At 67.1% G+C, this 18,877-nt stretch carries 17 protein-coding genes and 3 pseudogenes; 9 read left to right on the forward strand and 11 right to left on the reverse strand.

Translation table 11 applies throughout. The annotated features are described in order from the left end of the window. A pseudogene (locus FG94_RS04640) lies at positions 1-194 on the forward strand (phosphodiesterase); the annotation flags it as partial. Between the two features lie 106 nt (positions 195-300). On the opposite strand, the gene FG94_RS25795 reads toward FG94_RS04640, so the two are convergent. After that, complete coding sequence (locus FG94_RS25795; protein ID WP_152570840.1) at positions 301-1,935, reverse strand: HAMP domain-containing sensor histidine kinase; 1,635 nt, start codon at positions 1,933-1,935, stop codon at positions 301-303. Between the two features lie 113 nt (positions 1,936-2,048). Then, positions 2,049-3,008: a DUF535 family protein gene (locus tag FG94_RS04650; protein WP_081925795.1), complete on the reverse strand. Its 960-nt coding sequence runs from the start codon at positions 3,006-3,008 to the stop codon at positions 2,049-2,051. Positions 3,009-3,436: 428 nt separating this feature from the next. Here FG94_RS04650 and FG94_RS04655 point away from each other — a divergent pair, with 428 nt between their 5' ends. Beyond that, the gene (locus FG94_RS04655) at positions 3,437-4,144 is read left to right on the forward strand and encodes a glutathione S-transferase (RefSeq protein WP_036207756.1); all 708 of its coding nucleotides are present in this window, start codon (positions 3,437-3,439) and stop codon (positions 4,142-4,144) included. On the opposite strand, the gene dkgB is transcribed toward FG94_RS04655, so the two are convergent. Beyond that, positions 4,145-4,945, reverse strand: coding sequence for a 2,5-didehydrogluconate reductase DkgB (gene dkgB, locus FG94_RS04660; protein ID WP_036207759.1), 801 nt, complete (start codon positions 4,943-4,945; stop codon positions 4,145-4,147). It lies immediately after the preceding gene. A gap of 22 nt (positions 4,946-4,967) precedes the next feature. Next, entirely contained in the window at positions 4,968-6,173 is a 1,206-nt protein-coding gene (locus tag FG94_RS04665) for an MFS transporter (RefSeq protein ID WP_036207762.1), read from the reverse strand. A gap of 110 nt (positions 6,174-6,283) precedes the next feature. Between FG94_RS04665 and FG94_RS04670 the strand changes: the two genes are divergently transcribed. Then, positions 6,284-7,180, forward strand: a complete 897-nt coding sequence (locus tag FG94_RS04670; RefSeq protein WP_036207766.1) for a LysR family transcriptional regulator — start codon at positions 6,284-6,286, stop codon at positions 7,178-7,180. Between the two features lie 4 nt (positions 7,181-7,184). On the opposite strand, the gene FG94_RS04675 is transcribed toward FG94_RS04670, so the two are convergent. From FG94_RS04675 to FG94_RS04685, 3 genes are all read right to left on the reverse strand, one after another. Next, positions 7,185-7,835: an SdpI family protein gene (locus tag FG94_RS04675; RefSeq protein ID WP_036207767.1), complete on the reverse strand. Its 651-nt coding sequence runs from the start codon at positions 7,833-7,835 to the stop codon at positions 7,185-7,187. Next, the gene (locus FG94_RS04680) at positions 7,835-8,119 is read right to left on the reverse strand and encodes an autorepressor SdpR family transcription factor (protein ID WP_229412980.1); all 285 of its coding nucleotides are present in this window, start codon (positions 8,117-8,119) and stop codon (positions 7,835-7,837) included. The genes FG94_RS04675 and FG94_RS04680 overlap by 1 nt, the downstream gene beginning before the upstream one ends. 82 nt (positions 8,120-8,201) lie before the next feature. After that, positions 8,202-9,170 (reverse strand): IS1595 family transposase, encoded by a 969-nt coding sequence (locus FG94_RS04685; RefSeq protein WP_036207855.1) that lies wholly within the window; start codon positions 9,168-9,170, stop codon positions 8,202-8,204. 160 nt (positions 9,171-9,330) lie between these two features. On the opposite strand from FG94_RS04685, the pseudogene FG94_RS04690 reads away from it, so the two are divergent. The 4 genes and pseudogenes from FG94_RS04690 (at position 9,331) to FG94_RS04705 (ending at position 14,759) form a co-directional block, all read left to right on the forward strand. After that, positions 9,331-9,803: pseudogene (locus FG94_RS04690) on the forward strand (VOC family protein). A 43-nt stretch (positions 9,804-9,846) separates the two neighbouring features. Further along, positions 9,847-10,695: a PhzF family phenazine biosynthesis protein gene (locus tag FG94_RS04695; protein WP_036207768.1), complete on the forward strand. Its 849-nt coding sequence runs from the start codon at positions 9,847-9,849 to the stop codon at positions 10,693-10,695. 245 nt (positions 10,696-10,940) lie between these two features. Further along, complete coding sequence (locus tag FG94_RS04700; RefSeq protein WP_229445855.1) at positions 10,941-11,714, forward strand: hypothetical protein; 774 nt, start codon at positions 10,941-10,943, stop codon at positions 11,712-11,714. Between the two features lie 162 nt (positions 11,715-11,876). Next, positions 11,877-14,759: a bifunctional diguanylate cyclase/phosphodiesterase gene (locus FG94_RS04705; RefSeq protein ID WP_229445857.1), complete on the forward strand. Its 2,883-nt coding sequence runs from the start codon at positions 11,877-11,879 to the stop codon at positions 14,757-14,759. Between the two features lie 25 nt (positions 14,760-14,784). On the opposite strand, the gene FG94_RS04710 is transcribed toward FG94_RS04705, so the two are convergent. The 4 genes and pseudogenes from FG94_RS04710 to FG94_RS04720 form a co-directional block, all read right to left on the reverse strand. Next, the gene (locus FG94_RS04710; protein WP_036207771.1) at positions 14,785-15,165 is read right to left on the reverse strand and encodes a DUF4124 domain-containing protein; all 381 of its coding nucleotides are present in this window, start codon (positions 15,163-15,165) and stop codon (positions 14,785-14,787) included. Positions 15,166-15,260: 95 nt separating this feature from the next. Beyond that, positions 15,261-15,371, reverse strand: a pseudogene (locus FG94_RS26435) (RidA family protein); the annotation flags it as partial. 35 nt (positions 15,372-15,406) lie between these two features. Next, positions 15,407-16,393: a threo-3-hydroxy-L-aspartate ammonia-lyase gene (locus tag FG94_RS04715; RefSeq protein ID WP_036207775.1), complete on the reverse strand. Its 987-nt coding sequence runs from the start codon at positions 16,391-16,393 to the stop codon at positions 15,407-15,409. A gap of 50 nt (positions 16,394-16,443) precedes the next feature. Next, positions 16,444-17,097: a hypothetical protein gene (locus FG94_RS04720; protein WP_036207778.1), complete on the reverse strand. Its 654-nt coding sequence runs from the start codon at positions 17,095-17,097 to the stop codon at positions 16,444-16,446. Positions 17,098-17,209: 112 nt separating this feature from the next. Between FG94_RS04720 and FG94_RS04725 the strand changes: the two genes are divergently transcribed. Then, positions 17,210-17,752 carry a GbsR/MarR family transcriptional regulator gene (locus FG94_RS04725; protein WP_036207780.1) on the forward strand — a complete coding sequence of 181 codons (543 nt, stop codon included), beginning with the start codon at positions 17,210-17,212 and terminating at the stop codon, positions 17,750-17,752. Further along, positions 17,749-18,777: a TIGR01777 family oxidoreductase gene (locus tag FG94_RS04730; RefSeq protein WP_081925797.1), complete on the forward strand. Its 1,029-nt coding sequence runs from the start codon at positions 17,749-17,751 to the stop codon at positions 18,775-18,777. The genes FG94_RS04725 and FG94_RS04730 overlap by 4 nt, the downstream gene beginning before the upstream one ends. The last annotated feature ends 100 nt before the right edge of the window (positions 18,778-18,877 follow it).

The raw sequence follows: 18,877 nt of genomic DNA on the forward strand, positions 1-18,877 counted from the left end.
AGCCGCACGAAACCAGCCTGCTCACGCCGAAGGTCAACGTGTTCTTCAGCACCAAGAACCAGACCTACATCAAGCCGCAGACCCTCGACCTGTCCAAGCCGCTCGGCTTCGGCGGCGGCGACAAGATACTGCGCCATGAATCGCCAGTCAAATGGGGAGTCGATCCTTCACGTTACCTGGACTCGACTCGCTGAGCGAAGCAGGGCGATGCGGCCTGCAGCAGCTCGCCTTCAGTTTCAACAGTGTCCGGCACCGCAACCATGCGAAAGTGGCAGGACAGGCTGGCAAGTCGGGCTGGCCCTAGGAGGCCACGGCGTCCGGCTGCGCCGCCGCGGGCGCACAAGGCAGCGTCACGACGAAGGTGCTGCCCAGGCCCAGGCCGGCACTATGCGCGCTGACGGTGCCGCCATGCAGTTCGACCAGGCTGTTGACGAGCGCCAGGCCGATGCCCAGGCCACCTTCGTTGCGGCCCGGCGTGCGCGTGACCTGGCTGAAGGAGTCGAACACCCGGCCGAGCATTCCGGCCTCGATGCCGACGCCGTTGTCGTGCACGCTGATCTCGGCGCGCTCGCGCCCGACCTGCAGGGCCAGCCGGATCGCGCCGCCTTCGGGCGTGTACTTGGCGGCGTTGACCAGCAGGTTGGCGACGATCTGTACCAGGCGCTTGTGGTCGCCCAGCACGACCGGCCCCTGCGGCGGGAGGTCCGCATGCAGCCGGTGGCGGCGCTGCCTGAACAGCGGGCGGGTCTGATCGAGGGCGTCGTTCAGGACCAGGCACAGGTCCACGGGCGCGCGTTCCGCCGCGATCAGGCCTTGCCGCACGCGCGACACGTCGAGCAGGTCCTCGACCAGGTGGGTCATCGTTTCCACCTGGCGCGCGATGATCTCGGCGGTGCGATGCTGCTGCGCGGCGTCGGCGCCGCCTGGCAGGCGCAGCAAGTCGGCCGCCGCCCGGATCGGGGCCAGCGGATTACGCAGTTCGTGCGCCAGCACCGCCATGAACCGGTCCTTGTGCGCGTCCGCTTCGCGCAACGAGTCCAGGGCCCGTTCCAGCGCCTGCTCGGCGCGCCGGCGGGCGGCATCGGCGCGGTTCAGGCGCAGCGCCGCGTGCCAGGTGCTCGCCACGATCAGGGCCACGATCCCCCAGACCAGAAGCGCGATGCCGGTTTCGGTGTCGGTGGCATCGAAGTGCAGGGCGAGCCAGACCAGCGCGCCGAGCAGGACCGGCATGGCGATGGCCGACAGCAGCAGCCGGCGCGCCATCTGCGCCTCGGGGGTGTGGCCGGCGACCGCCGCCATCATTCCTTCGGAAGGGCGTGCGGCCAGGGCGCCCAGCGGCAGCAGGATCAGCACCAGGGCCGTGAGGATCGAGGTGCCGCTGCCGGGCAGCGACTGGTACAGGAAGGTGTCGCGGAACATGTAGCTTGCCAGCGTGAGCGCGGCCAGAGAAAGCACCCCGAGCGCCAGCCATTGCGCGAGCTGGACATGGCGCGCACGGGGCAGGGCCAGGAGGCTGATGCCCATGCTGAAGAACATCGCCGCGGTCAGCGGCGACGACAAACGCCACCAGCCGGCATGGTCGGCAATGAAGGACGATGCGAATGGCCAGTCCAGCCGCGCGCTGCCATGTGCCAGCAGGATCGCAGCCGCCATGGCGGTCACGAGCAGCGCCAGTGCCGGGCCGAAGCGGGTATCGGCGCCGCGCCCGTGCAAAGTGAGTGCGCCGCTGGCGAGCAGGGTCAGGGTGGCGGTCAGCGGGACCATGGCCGGCAAACCGGCGAAGACGGAAACGAGCGAATCGATGCCGGCCGCCCATCCCAGCAGGCAAATGGCGGCGATGAGTGCGCAGGCGCAGGCGACGAGGCGCGGCAAGGCGGGCACGGGGACGGCGGGCGACGCGCGGCTGTCGGATGTCGAATGGGCTCGAGAAGGCATGTCCCATCATCATAGTCGGAATGCCCGGGCCGGCGCGCCGGATTCCGGCCTTGCCGGCACGCTCCGGATGGGACAGACGGGATGGCGGGCGGCCCGCGACGAGCCGCCCGGCCTCAGGCTTCGGCCGTGGCCGGCGCCGCGACTGCGCGTGCCTGGGTATCGGCGGCCGGCACCATGTGGCGCAGCATGGTGGTGCGGGTGGAGTCGCCGATGGCGCGCCAGTATTCGCGGCGCTGGGCGGCGCGCTTGCGGTGCTTGGACGGCATGTCGGCCAGCGGCTTGAGGTAGAAGGGCAGGCGGATCAGGTAGCTGCGGCCCGGCATCTCGACCCCGCCGAGGATCTTCCAGAAACCGTCGTAGGCATTCTCGAAGTGTTTCAGGTCGGCCGGATCGTAGGCGATGTGCGAGGTGCACTTGATCGCCACCACCTGGTCGATGCCCAGGGCCTGCGCCACGCCCTGCATCGCGGCGAAGCAGAAGAAGCTCGGCGAGTTGTTGGGGAAGGCTTCTTCGAAAGCGTCGAAGGCGGCGCCGGAGTCAAGCCAGCGGCCCTGGTTGCGGGTGACGAAGGGCACGGTGGGCAGCTCGCTGCCGGCCAGCTGGCCGTCGATCCAGGTATAGGACAGGCGGTGCAGGTACTTGCCGTCGGCGACCAGCGAGATGGTGAGGTCGCCCTCGGCATCGTGGCGCGGCGCCATCTCGAGGCGCAGCAGGAAGCTGTGCTCACCGGTGTCGTGCTGCCACAGCGTGAGCCCGCCGCCGCCGTAGACGGCCTGGTGGTAGGCATTGCTGAAGGCGGCGTCCTCGAAGCGGTAGTGCGACAGCACGCACTGCACGCGCTCGCGCGCGCTCAGGTCGCGCGCCAGGTAGCTGCGGTGGCTCAGGTGATGGAACAGGTCGTCGTTGGGGGTGGCCGCGACGAAGCGGCGCACCAGGTCGAGGCGGCACAGGGCCTGGTGCTCGCGCCAGTAGCGCAGCACGCGCAGGCTGCGCACGATGCTCAGCATCCAGGAGGCAGGCGTGTACTGGTTGCGGCGTGCAATCCAACCCTTGGTCAGGTGAGCGAAAATCATGTGAGCGCTCCAGTCGGCGTAAAGTTGCGGGCGCCACGGCGGCGCCACTGCTTTATCTTCGATGCCCGCTACATGGGTACTCGGAAAACCTGCTGCGCGCTGCAGTGGGTTTCAGGAGGCCGCAAGTGTAAATGGGCTTGCATCGCAGAAATCACATTCTGCCACGCAATTTGCCAGGATGCTAACTCGTGCTGTGGTAATACGGAGAACGCTGGGGGATGGGAATGAAACCGCTGGGACGGGTTGCGTTCATGTCGTGTCTCTCTCTCGTGGTTCGTCTTGCTTGTTCTTGCTTGTTTTTTTTCGCCGGTTTTGCGACTTTTTGTTTTCGCCTGACAGGCACTACAAGATTACCATGTTTGTGCGGCGACACGCTTCCGATTCATCATCGATAATTGCGCCAGACCGAACCAGACCGGAGGTGCGAGATGGCGTATGAACTTTTTTACTGGCCGGGTATACAAGGGCGTGGCGAGTTCGTCCGGCTTGCCCTGGAAGAGGCGGGGGCCGAGTACGTGGACGTGGCGCGCCGCGAGGGCGGCATGGACCTCTTGCAGTCGGCGCTCGAGACCGAAACCCGTCCCTCGTTCGCGCCGCCTTTCCTGCGTGCCGGCGAGCTGACCATCGGCCAGGTGGCCAACATCCTCCTGTACCTGGGCGAGCAGCACGCGCTGGCGCCCCGCTCCGATCCGGGCCGGCTGTGGACCCACCAGCTGCAGCTGACCATCGCCGACCTGGTCACCGAGATCCACGATACCCATCATCCGATCGCCACCTCGCTCTACTATGAAGACCAGAAGCCGGAAGCGCAGCGGCGCGCCGCCGACTTCATCGAGACGCGCCTGCCCAAGTTCTTCGGCTATTTCTCGCGCCTGCTCACCAATCCCGAGCAGCGCGACTGGCTGGTGGGCGACAAGCCGAGCTATGCCGACTTGTCGCTGTTCCAGGTGATCGAAGGCCTGCGCTATGCCTTCCCGAACGCCATGAAGCGGCTGGAGGGCGAGTATCCGGCCCTCGGCGCGCTGCGCGACCGCGTGGCGGCGCGGCCCAATATCGCGGCCTACCTGGCCTCGCCGCGCCGCATCCCGTTCAACCAGAACGGGATCTTCCGCCACTATCCCGAACTCGACGAGTAGTCAGTCCCACCCAGGCGCGAACTCGGGGCTGACCAGGCGTTCGCCGCGGTCCAGCGCTTCGATCGCAAGCAGCTCGTCCCGCGTCAGCACCAGGCTGCCGGCGGCTAGGTTGCTGGCCAGGTTGGCGCGTTTGGTCGACGAGGGGATGACGGCATAATCCTTGGACATCAGCCAGGCCAGCGTCACCTGCGCGGCCGTGGCGCCATGGCGCGCGGCGATTCCCTGGATGACCGGATCATCGATGACCTTGCCGTAGGCGAGCGGCATGTAGGCGGTGACGTGGATGCCCATCTCGCGTGCGAAGGCGGCGACCGTCCGGTTCTGCAGGTAGGGATGCAGCTCGACCTGGTTGGTGGCGATGTTGTGGGCGCCGACCGCATCGATCGCTTCCCGCATCAGGGCGACCGGGAAATTCGAGATGCCGATGGCTCCCGTGAAACCCTTTTCGCGTGCGCTGAGGAGGGCCCCCATCGATTCGGCCACCGGCACCGCGGCGCCCGGCGAAGGCCAGTGGATCAGGGTAAGGTCGACCTGCTCCAGGCGCAGCTTGCGCAGGCTCTCCTTCAGGCTGGGCACCAGGACCTCGCCGGCCAGGTTCTCCGTCCAGATCTTGGTGGTCACGAAGACCTCGTTGCGTGCGAGCTTCGACGCGGACAGCGCGCTGCCGACTTCGGCTTCGTTGCCGTAGATCTGGGCGGTGTCGATGTGGCGGTAGCCCAGTTCGAGTCCGTTGCGGACCGAATCGATGGCCTGCTGGCCCTGCAGGCGGAAGGTGCCGAGGCCGAGTTGTGGCATGTGCATGGTGAATCCTTTCATTGAAAAATCAGTGGGTGGCGACGGCGTGTTGCCGAGCCGCCTTGGCTGGCAGGCCGTCGCGGCGGTCGAGCCAGCGCGCCAGCGTGGTAAGAAGGAAGGCGCCGACGACGATCAGGGCGCCGATTGGGGGCGTGGCCATGAGGCCGAACTTGGCGACGATCAGGCCGCCGCCCCAGGCGCCGAAGGCGATGCCGACGTTGAAGGCGGCGATGTTCAGGCCCGAGGCCACGTCCACCGCATGCGGCGCATCGCGTTCGGCGCGCTGCACCACGTAGACCTGCAGGCCGGGCACGTTGCCGAAGGCGACCGCACCCCAGGCCAGCACGGTTCCCAGGACCAGCCACTTGTTCGGCGCGGTGAAGCTGAGCACCAGCAGCACCAGCGCGAGCAGCGCGAACACGATCTGCAGCGCCGGCAGCGGGCCCTTGCGGTCGGCCAGCTTGCCGCCCCAGATGTTGCCGGCCGCGACCGAGACGCCGTAGACCAGCATCACCAGGCTCACGCTCGAGGCGGCAAAGCCCGAGACTTCCTGCAGGATCGGCGCCAGGTAGGTAAAGGCGATGAAGGAGCCGCCGTAGCCGAGCGTGGTCATGGCATACACCAGCAGCAGGCGCGGCTTCTTCAGCACCGCGAGCTGGGTCAGGAGGCTCGAGGGCTTGCTGCCGGCGATGTCGGCCGGCACCAGGATCCAGCTGCCGACGATCGCGATCAGGCCCAGCAGCGACACGGCGAGAAAAGTCGCCTGCCAGCCGAAGTGCTGGCCGATGAAGGTCCCGAGCGGCACGCCGGTGACCAGGGCCACGGTCAGGCCGGTGAACATCAGCGCGATCGCGCTGGCGGCCTTTTCCTTCGGCACCAGGCTGGTGGCGATGGTGGAGCCGATCGAGAAGAACACGCCGTGCGCGAGGCCGGTCAGCACGCGGGCGGCCATCAGGGCCGCGTAGCCGGGCGCCATCCAGGCCACCAGGTTGCCGATGGTGAAAAGCAGCATGAGGCCGAGCAGCAGCTGCTTGCGCGGCACCCGCCCGGTGAGGGCGGTCAGCACCGGCGCGCCGACGGCGACGCCGAGCGCGTACAGGCTTACCAGGAGGCCGGCGGACGGCACCGACACGTTCAGGCTGGCGGCGATGGTGGGAATGAGGCCGACGATCACGAACTCGGTCGTGCCGATGGCGAAGGCGCTCAGCGTGAGCGCCCAGAGGGCGAGTGGCATGGTGTTCTCCTTTGTATGCCGGGGGATTGATCCAGGCCTCGCAGTGTGCCGCTTCGGGCTGCGCAGAAAAATGCCTTGTCGTACAATTTACTTTTGACGTGGAGTCACGAATGATCGATGTAGAAGCCTTGATTGCGTTCGCTGCAGTCATAGATACAGGGTCGTTCTCGAAGGCCGCCGAGCGGCTCGGACAGACGCCTTCGGGGGTGTCGCGCACCATCTCGCGGCTCGAGGACCACCTGGGCATGACGCTGATGCACCGCACCACGCGGCGCCTGCAGCTGACGGAAGAGGGCGGCTGGCTGCTGGGGCGGGCGCGCAGCCTGCTGGCCGACCTGGCGAATACCGAGCTCGAGGCCGCCGCGCGGCGCTCGCAGCCTTCGGGCCTGGTGCGGGTGAACGCGGCCACGCCGGCGCTCGACCACTTGCTGGCGCCGCTGCTGCCGGAATTCCTGGACCAGTATCCGCTGGTGCAGCTGGAGCTGGTCAGCGGCGAGACCTACGTCGACCTGATCGAGGAACGGGCCGACCTGGCGATCCGCATCGGCGCGCTGCCCGATTCGACCCTGAACGCGCGCCGCCTGGGCAGCTCGCGCCTGCGCGTGCTGGCGGCGCCCGCCTATCTCGACAAGCATGGCACGCCGGCCGGCGTCGACGCGCTGAAGGAGCACCGCACGCTGGGCTTCACGGCGCCGGCCCTGCTCAACACCTGGCCGCTGCGCCACGCCGGCGGGGAAGGGTGGACGGTGGCACCAAGCGTGGCGGCATCGAGCGGCGAAACGGTGCGCCACCTGGCGCTGGCCGGGGCGGGCGTGGCCTCGCTGTCGGATTTCCTGACGCGCGCCGATGTGGCGGCCGGCAGGCTGGTGCCGGTGCTGGAAGGGGCGAGCCTGCCGTGGACCCAGCCGGTGTGGGCCGTCTTCTATAAACAGGGATCGCTGGCGCCGCGCGTGGCCGCCCTGGTGGACTTCCTGGCGCGGCGCCTGGAAGAGGTGCTGGAGCGCTGAAGGATCAGGCCTCGAGCGTCCCGGCGCGCTCCAGCCGCTTGTAGTAGATCAGCGAAAACGCCACCGGCACCAGCGCCGAGACCACCATCGCCACCACCGCCACCGCCCCCGGCAGCACGCCGAAGGCCGCCAGCAGGGGCAGCAGGCCGCCTGCCACCATGCTCCTGGCCGCCAGCCGGTGCGTGGCGTACCACACGCGTTCGTTCGCCAGGGTCCACGGCGTGCGGATGCCGAGCCAGAAGTTGCGGCGCACCTTGCCCATCACGTTGCCGAGCAGGACGAACAGCAGCCCCAGCCCGCCCAGCACCGCGCGGTCCATCGGAAAGCCGGGCCGGTATGCGGCCCACAGGTGGACGCACTGGAGGTAGGCGATCAGGCAAACCATGAGCATGCCGCTGAACCACCAGGTGCTCTCGAAACCGTCGACCGCGAAGCGCTGCGGCGAAATCCTGGGCAGCACCAGCCACAGCGCGGCCAGTCCCAGCAGGAAGGCGGAGTGGATCAGCAGAGTGTGGCGCTCGTCCCAGCCGTCGATCTCGCCGCCGGCATTCCAGTGCACCGGCACCCGCGCCGGCAGTTCCGGATAGATCGCCACGACCATGCCCAGCACGATCAGCATCGCCGCCAGGCACACCAGGATAAAACGCTTCTTCATCATTTTTCTCCCCTGGCGCCGCGCGCCATGTCCATCGACCAGGCCAGCACGTCCTCGAGCACCGTGGTGTCGAGCGCATACCAGATGGTCTGCCCCTCGCGCCGGCTGGTGATCAAGCCGGCCGCCTTGAGCACTGCGAAATGATGCGACATGGTCGGCTTGCTCATGTCGAAGCGTGCCGCCACCTCGCCCGCGCTCATCTCTTCGTGACGCAGCAGGCGCAGGATCTCGCGCCGCGTCGGATCGGCGATCGCCTTGAACACCTCGTTCAGCGGTCCTGCCATGTTCGATCGCTTTCTAATTAGATGATTGTCTAAATACTAGGGCCGGCACGGTCCCAGGTCAAGCTTTTTGGCGCTGTCAGCGTTAGCTATGGATGACTCCGAACACGAGTCGCAGCAATTGCTCCACCGTCCTAATCCGTCCACCATCGAGCCCCCGACGCCAGCCCAGGTAATTCGGCAGGTAGCGCGAAGCTACTCCTCGGAAGCGGCTCAACCACTGCCGGAAGCGCTGGTGGTAGGCATTCACATTTTGCACATGGATGACACCGGTAAGGCCGCGGCGTACCCGTACGCCCGCACGAAGGTTCACCGCCTCGTGCGCAATGCGATGCTTGCGGGCGAAACGGCGATACGCCCCATGGCCGTCGCTGACCAAGAGCACCTGCCGATCGAGCCGGGGCAGCAGGTGCTGCTCCAGCTGCGCAACCGTCAAGGCGCCACGGCCGACTACGGCATCGGCGGTCTGGCCACTGCGGTCGCGCGCGACAAGAATGCAGTCGAGTTCGCGTGAAATGCCGCGCCTGCGGGCGCGGCCGCCTCGCCGGCGCGCCGGTCGATCCAGCTTGCGCGCGCCTTTCTGCGATTCCAAGATGAACATCTCGTCCTCCTCGGCAATGCCGGCCAGGCACTTCGGCTGGACATGCCTGGGGCGCTCCAGGAAGCGGTGGCGCCAGCGGAAGGCGGTGTTGCGGTGCACGCCGAGGTCACTGGCGGCTGCGCGTACCGACTTCGAGTCGAGCACGGTGCCGAGGTAATCGAGCCATTTTTCACGTAGCCGCAGCCGCGCCAGCGGCGTTCCGCTCAGGTCGTTATAGGTGCGGCCGCAGGCGCGGCAGCGGTAGCGCTGCAGGCTGTTCGCTTGACCGTGCCGGTAGTAGCGTTCGCAGGCGCAGCTGGGGCAGCGGCGCTGCGTGGCGCCGATCTGGCCGATGAGGGCAATGACTTGGTCGAGCCCGGCAGCGGGATGCAGGGCCGCCAGCGTTTGCAGGCGCTGGGGCAGGTTCAGTGCGGGGAGTCTGGCAAACCACTTCTTGAAATGCGGTGCGCGCATGGTCGTTCCCGTCTGTGATGACAGGCGTTCGACCATGAAACAGCTCAGCAGTTCCGCGCTCATCCATAGTTAAAGTTGACAGCGCCAGCTTTTTAGGGATGGCCAGAACCTTCGCCCGGCGCTAGTGTCTGTACGCTTGTTCCCAACCGAGGAGACCGCCATGAGCACGCTAGAAAACACCGTCAAGCCCGTCGAAGACGGCATGCACACCATCACGCCCCACCTGGTCTGCGCCGGCGCCGCCGACGCCATCGCCTTCTACACGCGCGCCTTCGGCGCCGAGGAAGTCATGCGCCTGCCCGGGCCCGGCGGCAAGCTGGCCCACGCCAGCGTGCGCATCGGCGATTCGATGCTCATGCTGATGGACGAATTCCCCGACTGGGACGCCAGCGGCCCCACGGCGCTGGGCGGCACGCCTGTCACCATCCACCTGTCGGTGCCGGACGTCGACCACGCCTTCGAGCGCGCGGTGGAAGCGGGCGCGATCGCGCGCAAGTAGAGCGCCTCATGTTCTGGGGCGACCGCTACGGCGTGGTCGAAGACCCGTTCGGGCACCGCTGGTCGATGGCCACCCGTATCCGCGACGTCTCGCCCGAGGAGATGGCCGCGGCCATGCAGCAGGGCTGCCCCTGAGGCATTATCATGGCGGTCGCCCAAGCACAAGAAAGAGACTGCCATGAACGACACCGACATCCTCCGCATTGCCGCCTTCTCCGACGGCGACCAGGGCGGCAACCCGGCCGGCGTCTGGATCGGCGAGGCGCTGCCGTCCCCGTCCGAAATGGGGGCGCTGGCGCACGCCATCGGCTTTTCCGAAACCGCCTTCGCCGCGCCGCAGCTTGCCGGCTCGACCGGGGCCTGGCGCGTGCGTTATTTCTCGCCCGAGTCCGAAGTGCCGTTCTGCGGCCATGCCACCATTGCGCTGGGCGCCGCGCTGGCGCGCCGCTTCGGCGACGGCCGCTATGAGCTGGCGCTGAACGCGGCCACCATCTCGGTCGAGGGACGGGTGGAGGGTAGCCGGGTGGCGGCCAGCCTGCAGGCCCCGCCGACCAGGAGCCGCCCGGCGCCCGCCGCGCTGGTCGACGCCGCGCTGGCCCTGTTCGGCTACACCCGCGCCGACCTCGACGAGCGCATCCCGCCGGCCCTGGCCCACGGCGGCGCCGACCACCTGGTGCTGGCGCTGAACAGCCGCGCCGCGCTGGCCCGCATGGCCTATGAGCTCGACGCCGGCCGCCGCCTGATGAACGAACACGGCCTGGTGACGGTGGTCTTCGCCTGGGCGGAAACGCCGCAGCTGTTCCATACGCGTAATCCCTTCGCCTCCGGCGGCGTGCTCGAGGACCCGGCGACCGGGGCCGGCACCGCGGCCTTGGCCGGCTACCTGCGCGACATCGGCTGGCCGCACGGCGGACGCATCGAGGTGGTGCAGGGCGAAGACATGGGCATGCGCTCGCGCCTGTCCGCCGACATCGGCCTTGACGCGGGTGGATCGATCCGGGTGTCCGGCACGGCGCGCATGATGTAGGCACGCTGCGGCGCTGACCGGGCGGCGCTGATTGTCAAATACCTATTGGTAAGTGTGACGACATTGTTAAGTACGCTCGTGCTTTCTTGTAGGAGAAATCTTGCAAAATTGTCGGAATAATCTTGCAGTTGTGTAGGACAAACAGAGGGCAAAAAGTGCTTCAGCTCAGCAATTAGATTTTTGCTGATCGGATTGATAATTTGATTCAAGCAAGTTTCGTTTCATAATTTCAATCCGGAGTAGCCATGTCGCTGTTCGACCCAGTCGTTTCCAACCCCGCCGTTGTGGCCCGCGCCGCTCGCGCCGCCGATCGCCCCATCGAGCGCCTGCCGTTCACCATTCGCCGGGTCGAAACCGAGGCCGACCTGCTCAAGGCCGTGAAGATCCGCCATGCGGCCTATGCCCGCCATGTGCCGGACTTCGCACGCTCGCTGGCCCAGCCCGAAGCCGCCGACTACGAGGACGACACCATCGTGCTGCTGGCCGAATCCCGGCTGGACGGCTCGCCGATCGGCAGTACCCGCATCCGCACCAACCTGTACCGCCCGCTCGGCGTCGAGGAATCGGTCGAGCTGCCGTCCTGGCTGCAGGGCCGCCGCCTGGTCGAAGCGACCCGCCTCGGCATCGACGAAGGCCGCATCGGCCGTGTGGTCAAGATGGCACTGATCAAGGCCTGTTTCATGTATTGCGAAGACAACGCCATCGACTATTCGGTCGCTACCGGCCGTCCGCCGGTGGACCGCCAGTACGAGCAGCTGTTGTTTTCCGACGTGTTCCCGGAGCAGGGCGCCGTGCCGCTGCGCCACGTCGGCAATATCCCGCACCGCGTCATGGCCTTCGAGATTGCCAGCTTCGAACAGCGCTACCGCGATGCGCGCCATCCGCTGGCCAAATTCTTCTTCGATACGCAGCATCCGGACATCGACGTCGGCCCCGCCGCGCCGCCGGCGCTGGCCACCACCAAGGTGACAAAATTGACGGATTTGACGTTGCAGACACGCCAATTCGCTATTTGCTAAGCATATATTGCATGACGGCATCTACCTAAAGCTGTATCCTTGCGACTTGACGCTGCGCCGGCTCCGGCGCAGCATTGATTCGCACCGGTCCAGCTTATGTCCATCCCAACACCCCAACGTCGTTCTTCGCTCCTGGCCGCCGCGCATGCGGTGGTAGAGCGGGTGTTGAAGTTGTTCTCGTATTACCTGATCCCGTTCGGGATCGGCCTCGTTTCCCTCGTCGCCCTGATCTTCTGGCACGACCAGTACCGCACCTCCGGCGACGTGCCGCTGTCGATGCACGTGACGGTCCAGCAGGAAGCCAGCCTGTCGCCGGGCGCCGCGCTGGCGCGCGCGCGCGCCTCCAGCCTGGTGACCGGCCATGACACCCATTTGTCCGAAGCCCCGGTCTGGTTCGCCTTCGAGCCGATGCCGCGCGCCGGCGCCCAGGTGGTCGAATTTCCCTCGCGTCACGCGCTCGACGTGGCCTGCTGGGACGCCGCCAGCCTGGCGCCGCTCGGCAGCGCCACCCGCAGCGCCGGGCAAGGGGCCATCGAAGCCTCGAAAGCCGGCTTCGCCCTCACGCTGAACCCGCTGCCGCCGGAACTGCTGTGCCGCGCCGATTTCTCCGGCCCGGCGCGCCTGTCGGTCCTGCAGTGGCCGGCCGAACAGCACCAGCTCTCGGTCGAGCAGTACCACCGCAAATCGGGCCTGCTCGACGGCGGCATGATCGTGCTGGCCCTGTTCATCCTGATCACCGCCCTGATCAACCGCCAGCCGCTGTACGTGCTGTTCGCCGGCTGGCTGGTGCTGAACCTGCGGGTGGCCGCGCTGTCGGCCGGCTGGGACATCCAGTGGCTCGGCCAGACCATCCCCTCGGACTGGCTGCTGCGCAGCCGTTCGGTGACCATCACCCTGTACGGCATCGCCACGCTCACCCTGTACCAGTCGCTGCTGCGCGAGAACATCGCCGCGCTGCGCTACGTGCTGCCGTTCCGCATCATGCAGTGGCTGTGCATGCCGATGCTGGCCGCCGCCATGTTCCTGCCTTACGGCATGTACCTGCCGCTGCTGTGGGGCATCACCGTATGCTGCTTCTCGGTGATGACGGTGGGCCTGTTCAAGATCATCGCGGAATCGCGCAACCGGGTCGCCTCCTGGTTTGCCGCCTCCTTCGCCGTCAGCTTCCTGGCCACCATCGCCGAAGTCGCCTCGGCCGCGCTCGGCATGCGCGAATTGCTGGGCATCATCAACAGCGTCACCGCCGCGCTGGCGTCGAGCCTGCTGGCCGCGCTGGCCGTGGCCGAGCAGATGCGGGTCGAGACCGAGCAGCGCGAAGCGGCCCAGCAGGAACTGGAGCACGCCTACCAGGCCATGCCGGTAGGCCTGTTCACGCTCGACATGTACGGCCACTTCCTGAGCGTCAACCCGGCGCTGCAGAAGATGCTGGGCATCGCCAGCTTCGTGCCGGGCCGCACCGCATGGCGCCAGTTCTTCACCGAAAGCACCTGGACCGAACTGCACGAGGGGGTGCACGCCAAGGCCGAGGCCGAGATGGAACTGACCAGCCGCGACGGCACCCAGCGCTTCCTGGTGAGCGCCACGCTGGCGCGCTCGCGCATCGAGGGCGTGCTGCAGGACACCACCGAAAAGCACAAGGCCACCGAGCAGCTGCACTTCATGGCCAACAACGATCCGCTGACCAAGGTCTTCAACCGCCGCGGCATCGAGCGCGAATTCGCGCTGGCGGCGAATGGCCTGGCCGCCGGCAAGCCGATGGCCCTGGCCTACGTCGACCTCGACCGCTTCAAGCTCATCAACGACCTGTTCGGCCACGCCGCCGGCGACGAAGTGCTCAAGCAGGTGTGCGAACGCATGGCCACCATGCTGGCCGGCGGCCAGCAGATCGGCCGCGTGGGCGGCGACGAGTTCGTGATCCTGATGCCGGAGACCGCCATCCCGCTGGCCTCGATCATCTGCCGCGGCATCGTCGACCGCCTCGGCAACACGCCTTACCGGGTGGGCGACAAGGCCTTTCACGTGCGCGGCTCGGTCGGCCTGATCGAGGTGACGCCGGGCATCGCCATGAAGGACGCCGTGTCGACCGCCGACCGCGCCTGCCGCGAAGCCAAGACGGGGCAGGGCGAGGGCCTGGTGGTGTACGAACGCGGCGCCGAAGCCTTCCGCCAGCGCGCGGCCGAGCTGGACATGGTGGCGCGCCTGTCCGGGCCGCAGGCCACCGAAGGCCTGCTGCTCGAGATGCAGCCGATCATGTCCCTGCGCAGCCCGCGCGAATCGCTGAACTTCGAGGTCTTGTTGCGCATGCGCGAGCCGGACGGCCGCGTGGTGCCGGCCGGCGCCGTGATCTCGGCGGCCGAGAAGAGCGGCCGCGCCAGCGTGATCGACCGCTGGGTGCTGAACACCACCCTGGCCTGGATCGCCGAGCATGCCGAGGAGCTGGGCAATACCCGTTTCGTCTGCATGAACCTGTCGGGCGCTTCGCTCAACGACGAGCGCTTCGTGCAGGACACCTTCGACATCCTGGGACGCTACGTGCACGTCGCCAGCCGCCTGTGCCTCGAGATCACGGAGAGTGTCGCCCTGCATGACCTCGACAATACGCGCCGTTTCATCGACCAGGTGCGCAGCTTCGGGGTGAAGGTGGCGCTCGACGATTTCGGCGCCGGCTACACCTCCTTCTCCTACCTGAAGGAACTGCCGGCCGACGTGCTGAAAATCGACGGCAACTTCATCGTCAACATCAACGCCCACCCGGCCAACGTGGCGATCGTCGAAGCGATCGTCAGCCTGGCGGGCAACCTGGGCATGAAGACGATCGCGGAATGGGCGGAAGACGCGGCCACCGTGCAGACGCTGGCGGAGATCGGCGTGGATTACGTGCAGGGCTGGGCGGTGGCGCGCTCGCAGCCGCCGGAGCGCCTGCTGCAGGCCAGGTCGGCCGCGGATTTCATCACCCACCCGGAAGTGCTGGAGGTACTGCGCATGCTCGAGTCGCCGTCGCCGTCGCACCTGGCGAGCGTGACGCGCTTGCACGACCTGCATTGAGCTGCCCGGCCGGGCAGGCCGGAATTCAGTCCAGCGTCGCCAGCGTATGCTTCGGCGTTCCCGCCGCATCCATCAACAGGAACTGCGCCCGCGCCGCCTTGAGCGTGACCACGTCGCGCAGCATCGGCTTGGCCTTCACGCGCTGCGTCGCCTGGCGGCGCTGCACGACCGGTGTCGGCGGCAGTACGCCGCGCTCGGTGATCAAGGGATAGGGTTCGGCGCGCGTGACGCCTTCGTCGGCCGGCATATTCGCCAGGCGCACCATGGTGGCGCCGTGCTCGCAGGGCTGGTCGGTCAGGGTGACGCGGCCGGCGCCGTCCACGCACTTGACGATGTTCGCGCCAGCGTGGGCGCCGGGCGCGGCCAGTGCCGCGACAAGGATACTGAGGCAGAGATGACGCTTCATGGTCGGCTCCTTTGTTCGAGCCTCCATTGTCGATGTCGATCTTACAATGCTCTGTTCGCTGCCTCACGTGTGCGCGGCCTGCGCACAAGAATCTCTCAGCCGTTAGGGCGTTCCGCGACCAATTGCACTTCCACCAGGAAACCATAGTGCAGCGCCGGCACCGGCACCACGGCACGCGCCGGCCGGTGCGCGCCGAACACGCCAGCCGGTGCCGGCAGTTCGGGCGCCTGGATGCATTCCATCAGGCGTCCAATGTCTGCATCAGTTCGGCGAAGCGCGACAGGTCGACGTTGCCGCCGCTGATCAGGATGCCCACACGCTTGTCCTTGACGTCGACCACGCCGTGCAGGGCCGCGGCGGCCGCCAGGCAGCCGGTCGGCTCGACCACCATCTTCATGCGCTCGGCAAAGAAGGCCATGGTCTGCACCAGCTGGGCGTCGCTGACCGTGACGATGTCGTCCACGCTACGGCGGATCACCTCGAAGTTGTGCTCGCCGATATGGGTCACCATGGCGCCGTCGGCGATGGTCTTGGGCACCGCGATGTGCACGATTTCTCCCTTGCGCAGCGACTGCTGGCCGTCGTTGCCGGCTTCCGGCTCGACGCCGATCACCTTGCAGTTCGGCGAGAGCGCGCGCGCCGCCAGCGCGCAGCCGGCTAGCAGGCCGCCGCCGCCCAGGCACACCAGCAGGATGTCGAGCTCGCCGACTTCCTCGAACAATTCCTTGGCCGCCGTGCCCTGGCCGGCGATCACGTCCGGATGGTCGTAGGGCGGAATCAGGGTCATGCCGCGCTCTTCCGACAGGCGCCGGCCGATCTCTTCGCGATTCTCGGTGTAGCGGTCGTAGGTGATGACTTCGCCGCCGTATTCCTTGGTGGCTTGGACTTTCAGCGCCGGCGCGTCCTGCGGCATGATGATGGTCGACTTGATGCCGGCCAGCTTCGCCGACAGGGCAATCGCCTGGGCGTGGTTGCCCGACGAAAAGGTCAGCACGCCGGCGGCGCGCTGGGCATCGTCGAACTTCGCGATCGCGTTGTAGGCGCCGCGGAACTTGAAGGCGCCCATGCGCTGGTAGTTCTCGCACTTGAAGAACAGGGTGCCGCCGGAGAGCTTATTGGCCGTGCTCGAGGTCAGGACCGGCGTGCGGTGCGCGGCCCCAGCCAGGCGCTCGGCGGCCAGTTCGACCTCACGGTAGGTAAGAGTGGCAGCGGCGGAGGTAGCGGTCATGGCGGGCTCGCGAAAGTCGAAAGCCGACAGTATAGCGAATGCTGCCGCCTTTAATCGCCGGACTTGTCGGGCTCGAGCAGCAGCGTTTTCATGGCAGCCTCGTTGTAGCGCACGAAGTCTTCGATGAGCCGCTCTGCGTCCGCGGAAAAGACCTCCTGCGTGACATTACGCTGGGAATAATTCAGCTTCAGAATCTTTCCCAGGCCCCCTGTCATCAAGAGCAGGTGGGTGCCCTGGGCCAAGCTTTGGTCCGACTGCGTGAGTTCCGAACTCAACAGACGCATTTCGGCCCTGGCAATCTTGCCGTCGGCCTTGACGGACGGTGTCCCCTCGCCAATGACCTGTCCTTTTGCATAGGGAGGATTGTTCAGGCTGTACACGAAGCCTTCCATGGCAATGCGCAGCGCTTCCTTGAAGCCGGGGCTGTCGATCCCCGTCGGCAGCTTGTCGTAGCCGAGGTCGTACACGCATACCTGCCCGGTCGCCACTGCGGACGAGTACAGCGCGCAGTAGCCGAGCTTCTTGTCCGGGAATGTCCGGATCTCCTGGAAGCGCAGGCGTGCGAGGTAGGGCGGAAAACGCAACCCGGTGGCCAGATCGACGTGCGCAGGCGCATCCTGCTGCGCGACGGCAGGCGATGCGGGCGTCATGAGCGAAGCGGACAGCGTTGCATACAACAGGGCATGCCGGAAAGGATTTTTCATGGTGGGCTCAGTCGATGTCGGCAAAGCGCATTGTAGCGCTCCTGCAGAAGCCGCTTGACCTTTCGTTCATTATGTTCTTTAATTTCTGTAATAACAGAAATAAAGGAAATCCATGAGCCTGAGCCCGACCGTACAGAAATTCGTCCTGCACTGGGGAGAGATGGGCACCCGCTGGGGCGTCAACCGGACCGTTGCCCAGATCCACGCGCTGCTCTACCTGTCCGAGCGCCCGCTGACCGCCGACGACATCGTCGAGACCCTGGGCGTGGCCCGCTCCAACGTCAGCAACAGCCTCAAGGAATTGCAGAGCTGGAAGCTGGTGCGCGTGTCGCACGTGCTGGGCGACCGGCGCGACCACTTCCAGGCCTTGCAGGACGTGTGGGAAATCTTCCGGGTCATCCTGGAAGAGCGCAAGCGCCGCGAGATCGACCCGACCCTGACCGTGCTGCGCGAATGCGCCATCGAAGGCGAAGAAGACGCGGGCCTGGATGCCGCCACGCTGGCGCGCATGCAGGTCGTGCTCGAGTTCCTCGAGATGCTCAGCGCCAGCTTCGAGGATTACCGGCACCTGCCGCCGCAGACGCTGCAGCGCTTCCTCAAGATGGGCGGCAAGGTCGCCCGCTTCCTCGGACCCAACAGCAAGGAACAGCCATGACATCCACCGTGAGCAAGCTATCGGGACTGCGCGAGGTGATCGCGGCGGCGCGCGGGCAGGGCGGCGGTGCTACGCCCGTCATATCCTTCGACGCGCATCGACGCAGCGTCCTTGTCACTGGCGCCACCGGCTTCGTCGGCCAGCACCTGGTGCGGGCCTTGCTGCAGGACGGCCACAGGGTGTTCGCCCTGAGCCGGCAGCCGGAAGCGGCGGCGCGCCTGTTCGACGGCAGGGTAGAGTGCGTCGGATCGATGGAGGCGCTGCCGCCGCAGACCCGCATCGAGGTCGTGGTCAACCTGGCCGGCGCCCGCATCCTGGGTCCGCGCTGGTCCGCGGCGCGCAAGGAAGCGCTGCGCCGGAGCCGCATCGGCCTGACGCGGCAGGTGGTGGACTGGATCGCGCGGGCCGACCACAAGCCTTTCCTGCTGCTCAATGCCTCGGCCATCGGCTACTACGGCATCCAGCGCATCGGCGACGAATCCGAGCTGGACGAATCGTCGCCGCCGCAGCCGGTCTTCATGTCGGACCTGTGCCGCGAATGGGAAGAGGCGGCCGGCGGGGCGGCGCAGTATGGCGTGCAGGTGGAGTGCATGCGCTTCGGCCTGGTCGTGGGCGTGGGCGGGGCGCTGCCCATGATGCTGCTGCCGATCCTGCTCGGCCTGGGCGGCAGGCTGGGAAGCGGGCGCCAGTGGCTGTCGTGGATCCATGTGGACGATGTCGTGGGCGGCATGGCGCACCGCTGGCGCCATGCGCTCGCGCACCCGCGTCCGGGGGCGATCGGGGCCAGCAACTTCACCGCCCCCGAATGCGTCACGCAGGCGCAATTCAGCGAGGCGGCGGCGCGCATCTGGCGCCGCCCCAGCTTCATGCCGACGCCCGGCTGGCCGCTGCGCCTGGTGCTGGGCGAGCAGTCCGACCTGCTGCTGGAAGGGCAGCGCGTCGCGCCGCGCCGGCTGCAGCGGGAGGGTTTCGCATTCCGCTATCCCGGCATTGCGCAGGCCTTGGCGAGCCTGAAAGGCGCCTGACAGAGCGTGTTTCATGCGGCCTGCATGGGGCGCGATCGCCTCACGCAATCGTGCGACCGGGTCCATGCCAACTCATTAGACTGCGCGGAGTTTGCAGTGT

It is taken from the genome of Massilia sp. LC238, from assembly GCF_000735635.1.
Taxonomy (GTDB): domain Bacteria; phylum Pseudomonadota; class Gammaproteobacteria; order Burkholderiales; family Burkholderiaceae_D; genus Telluria; species Telluria varians.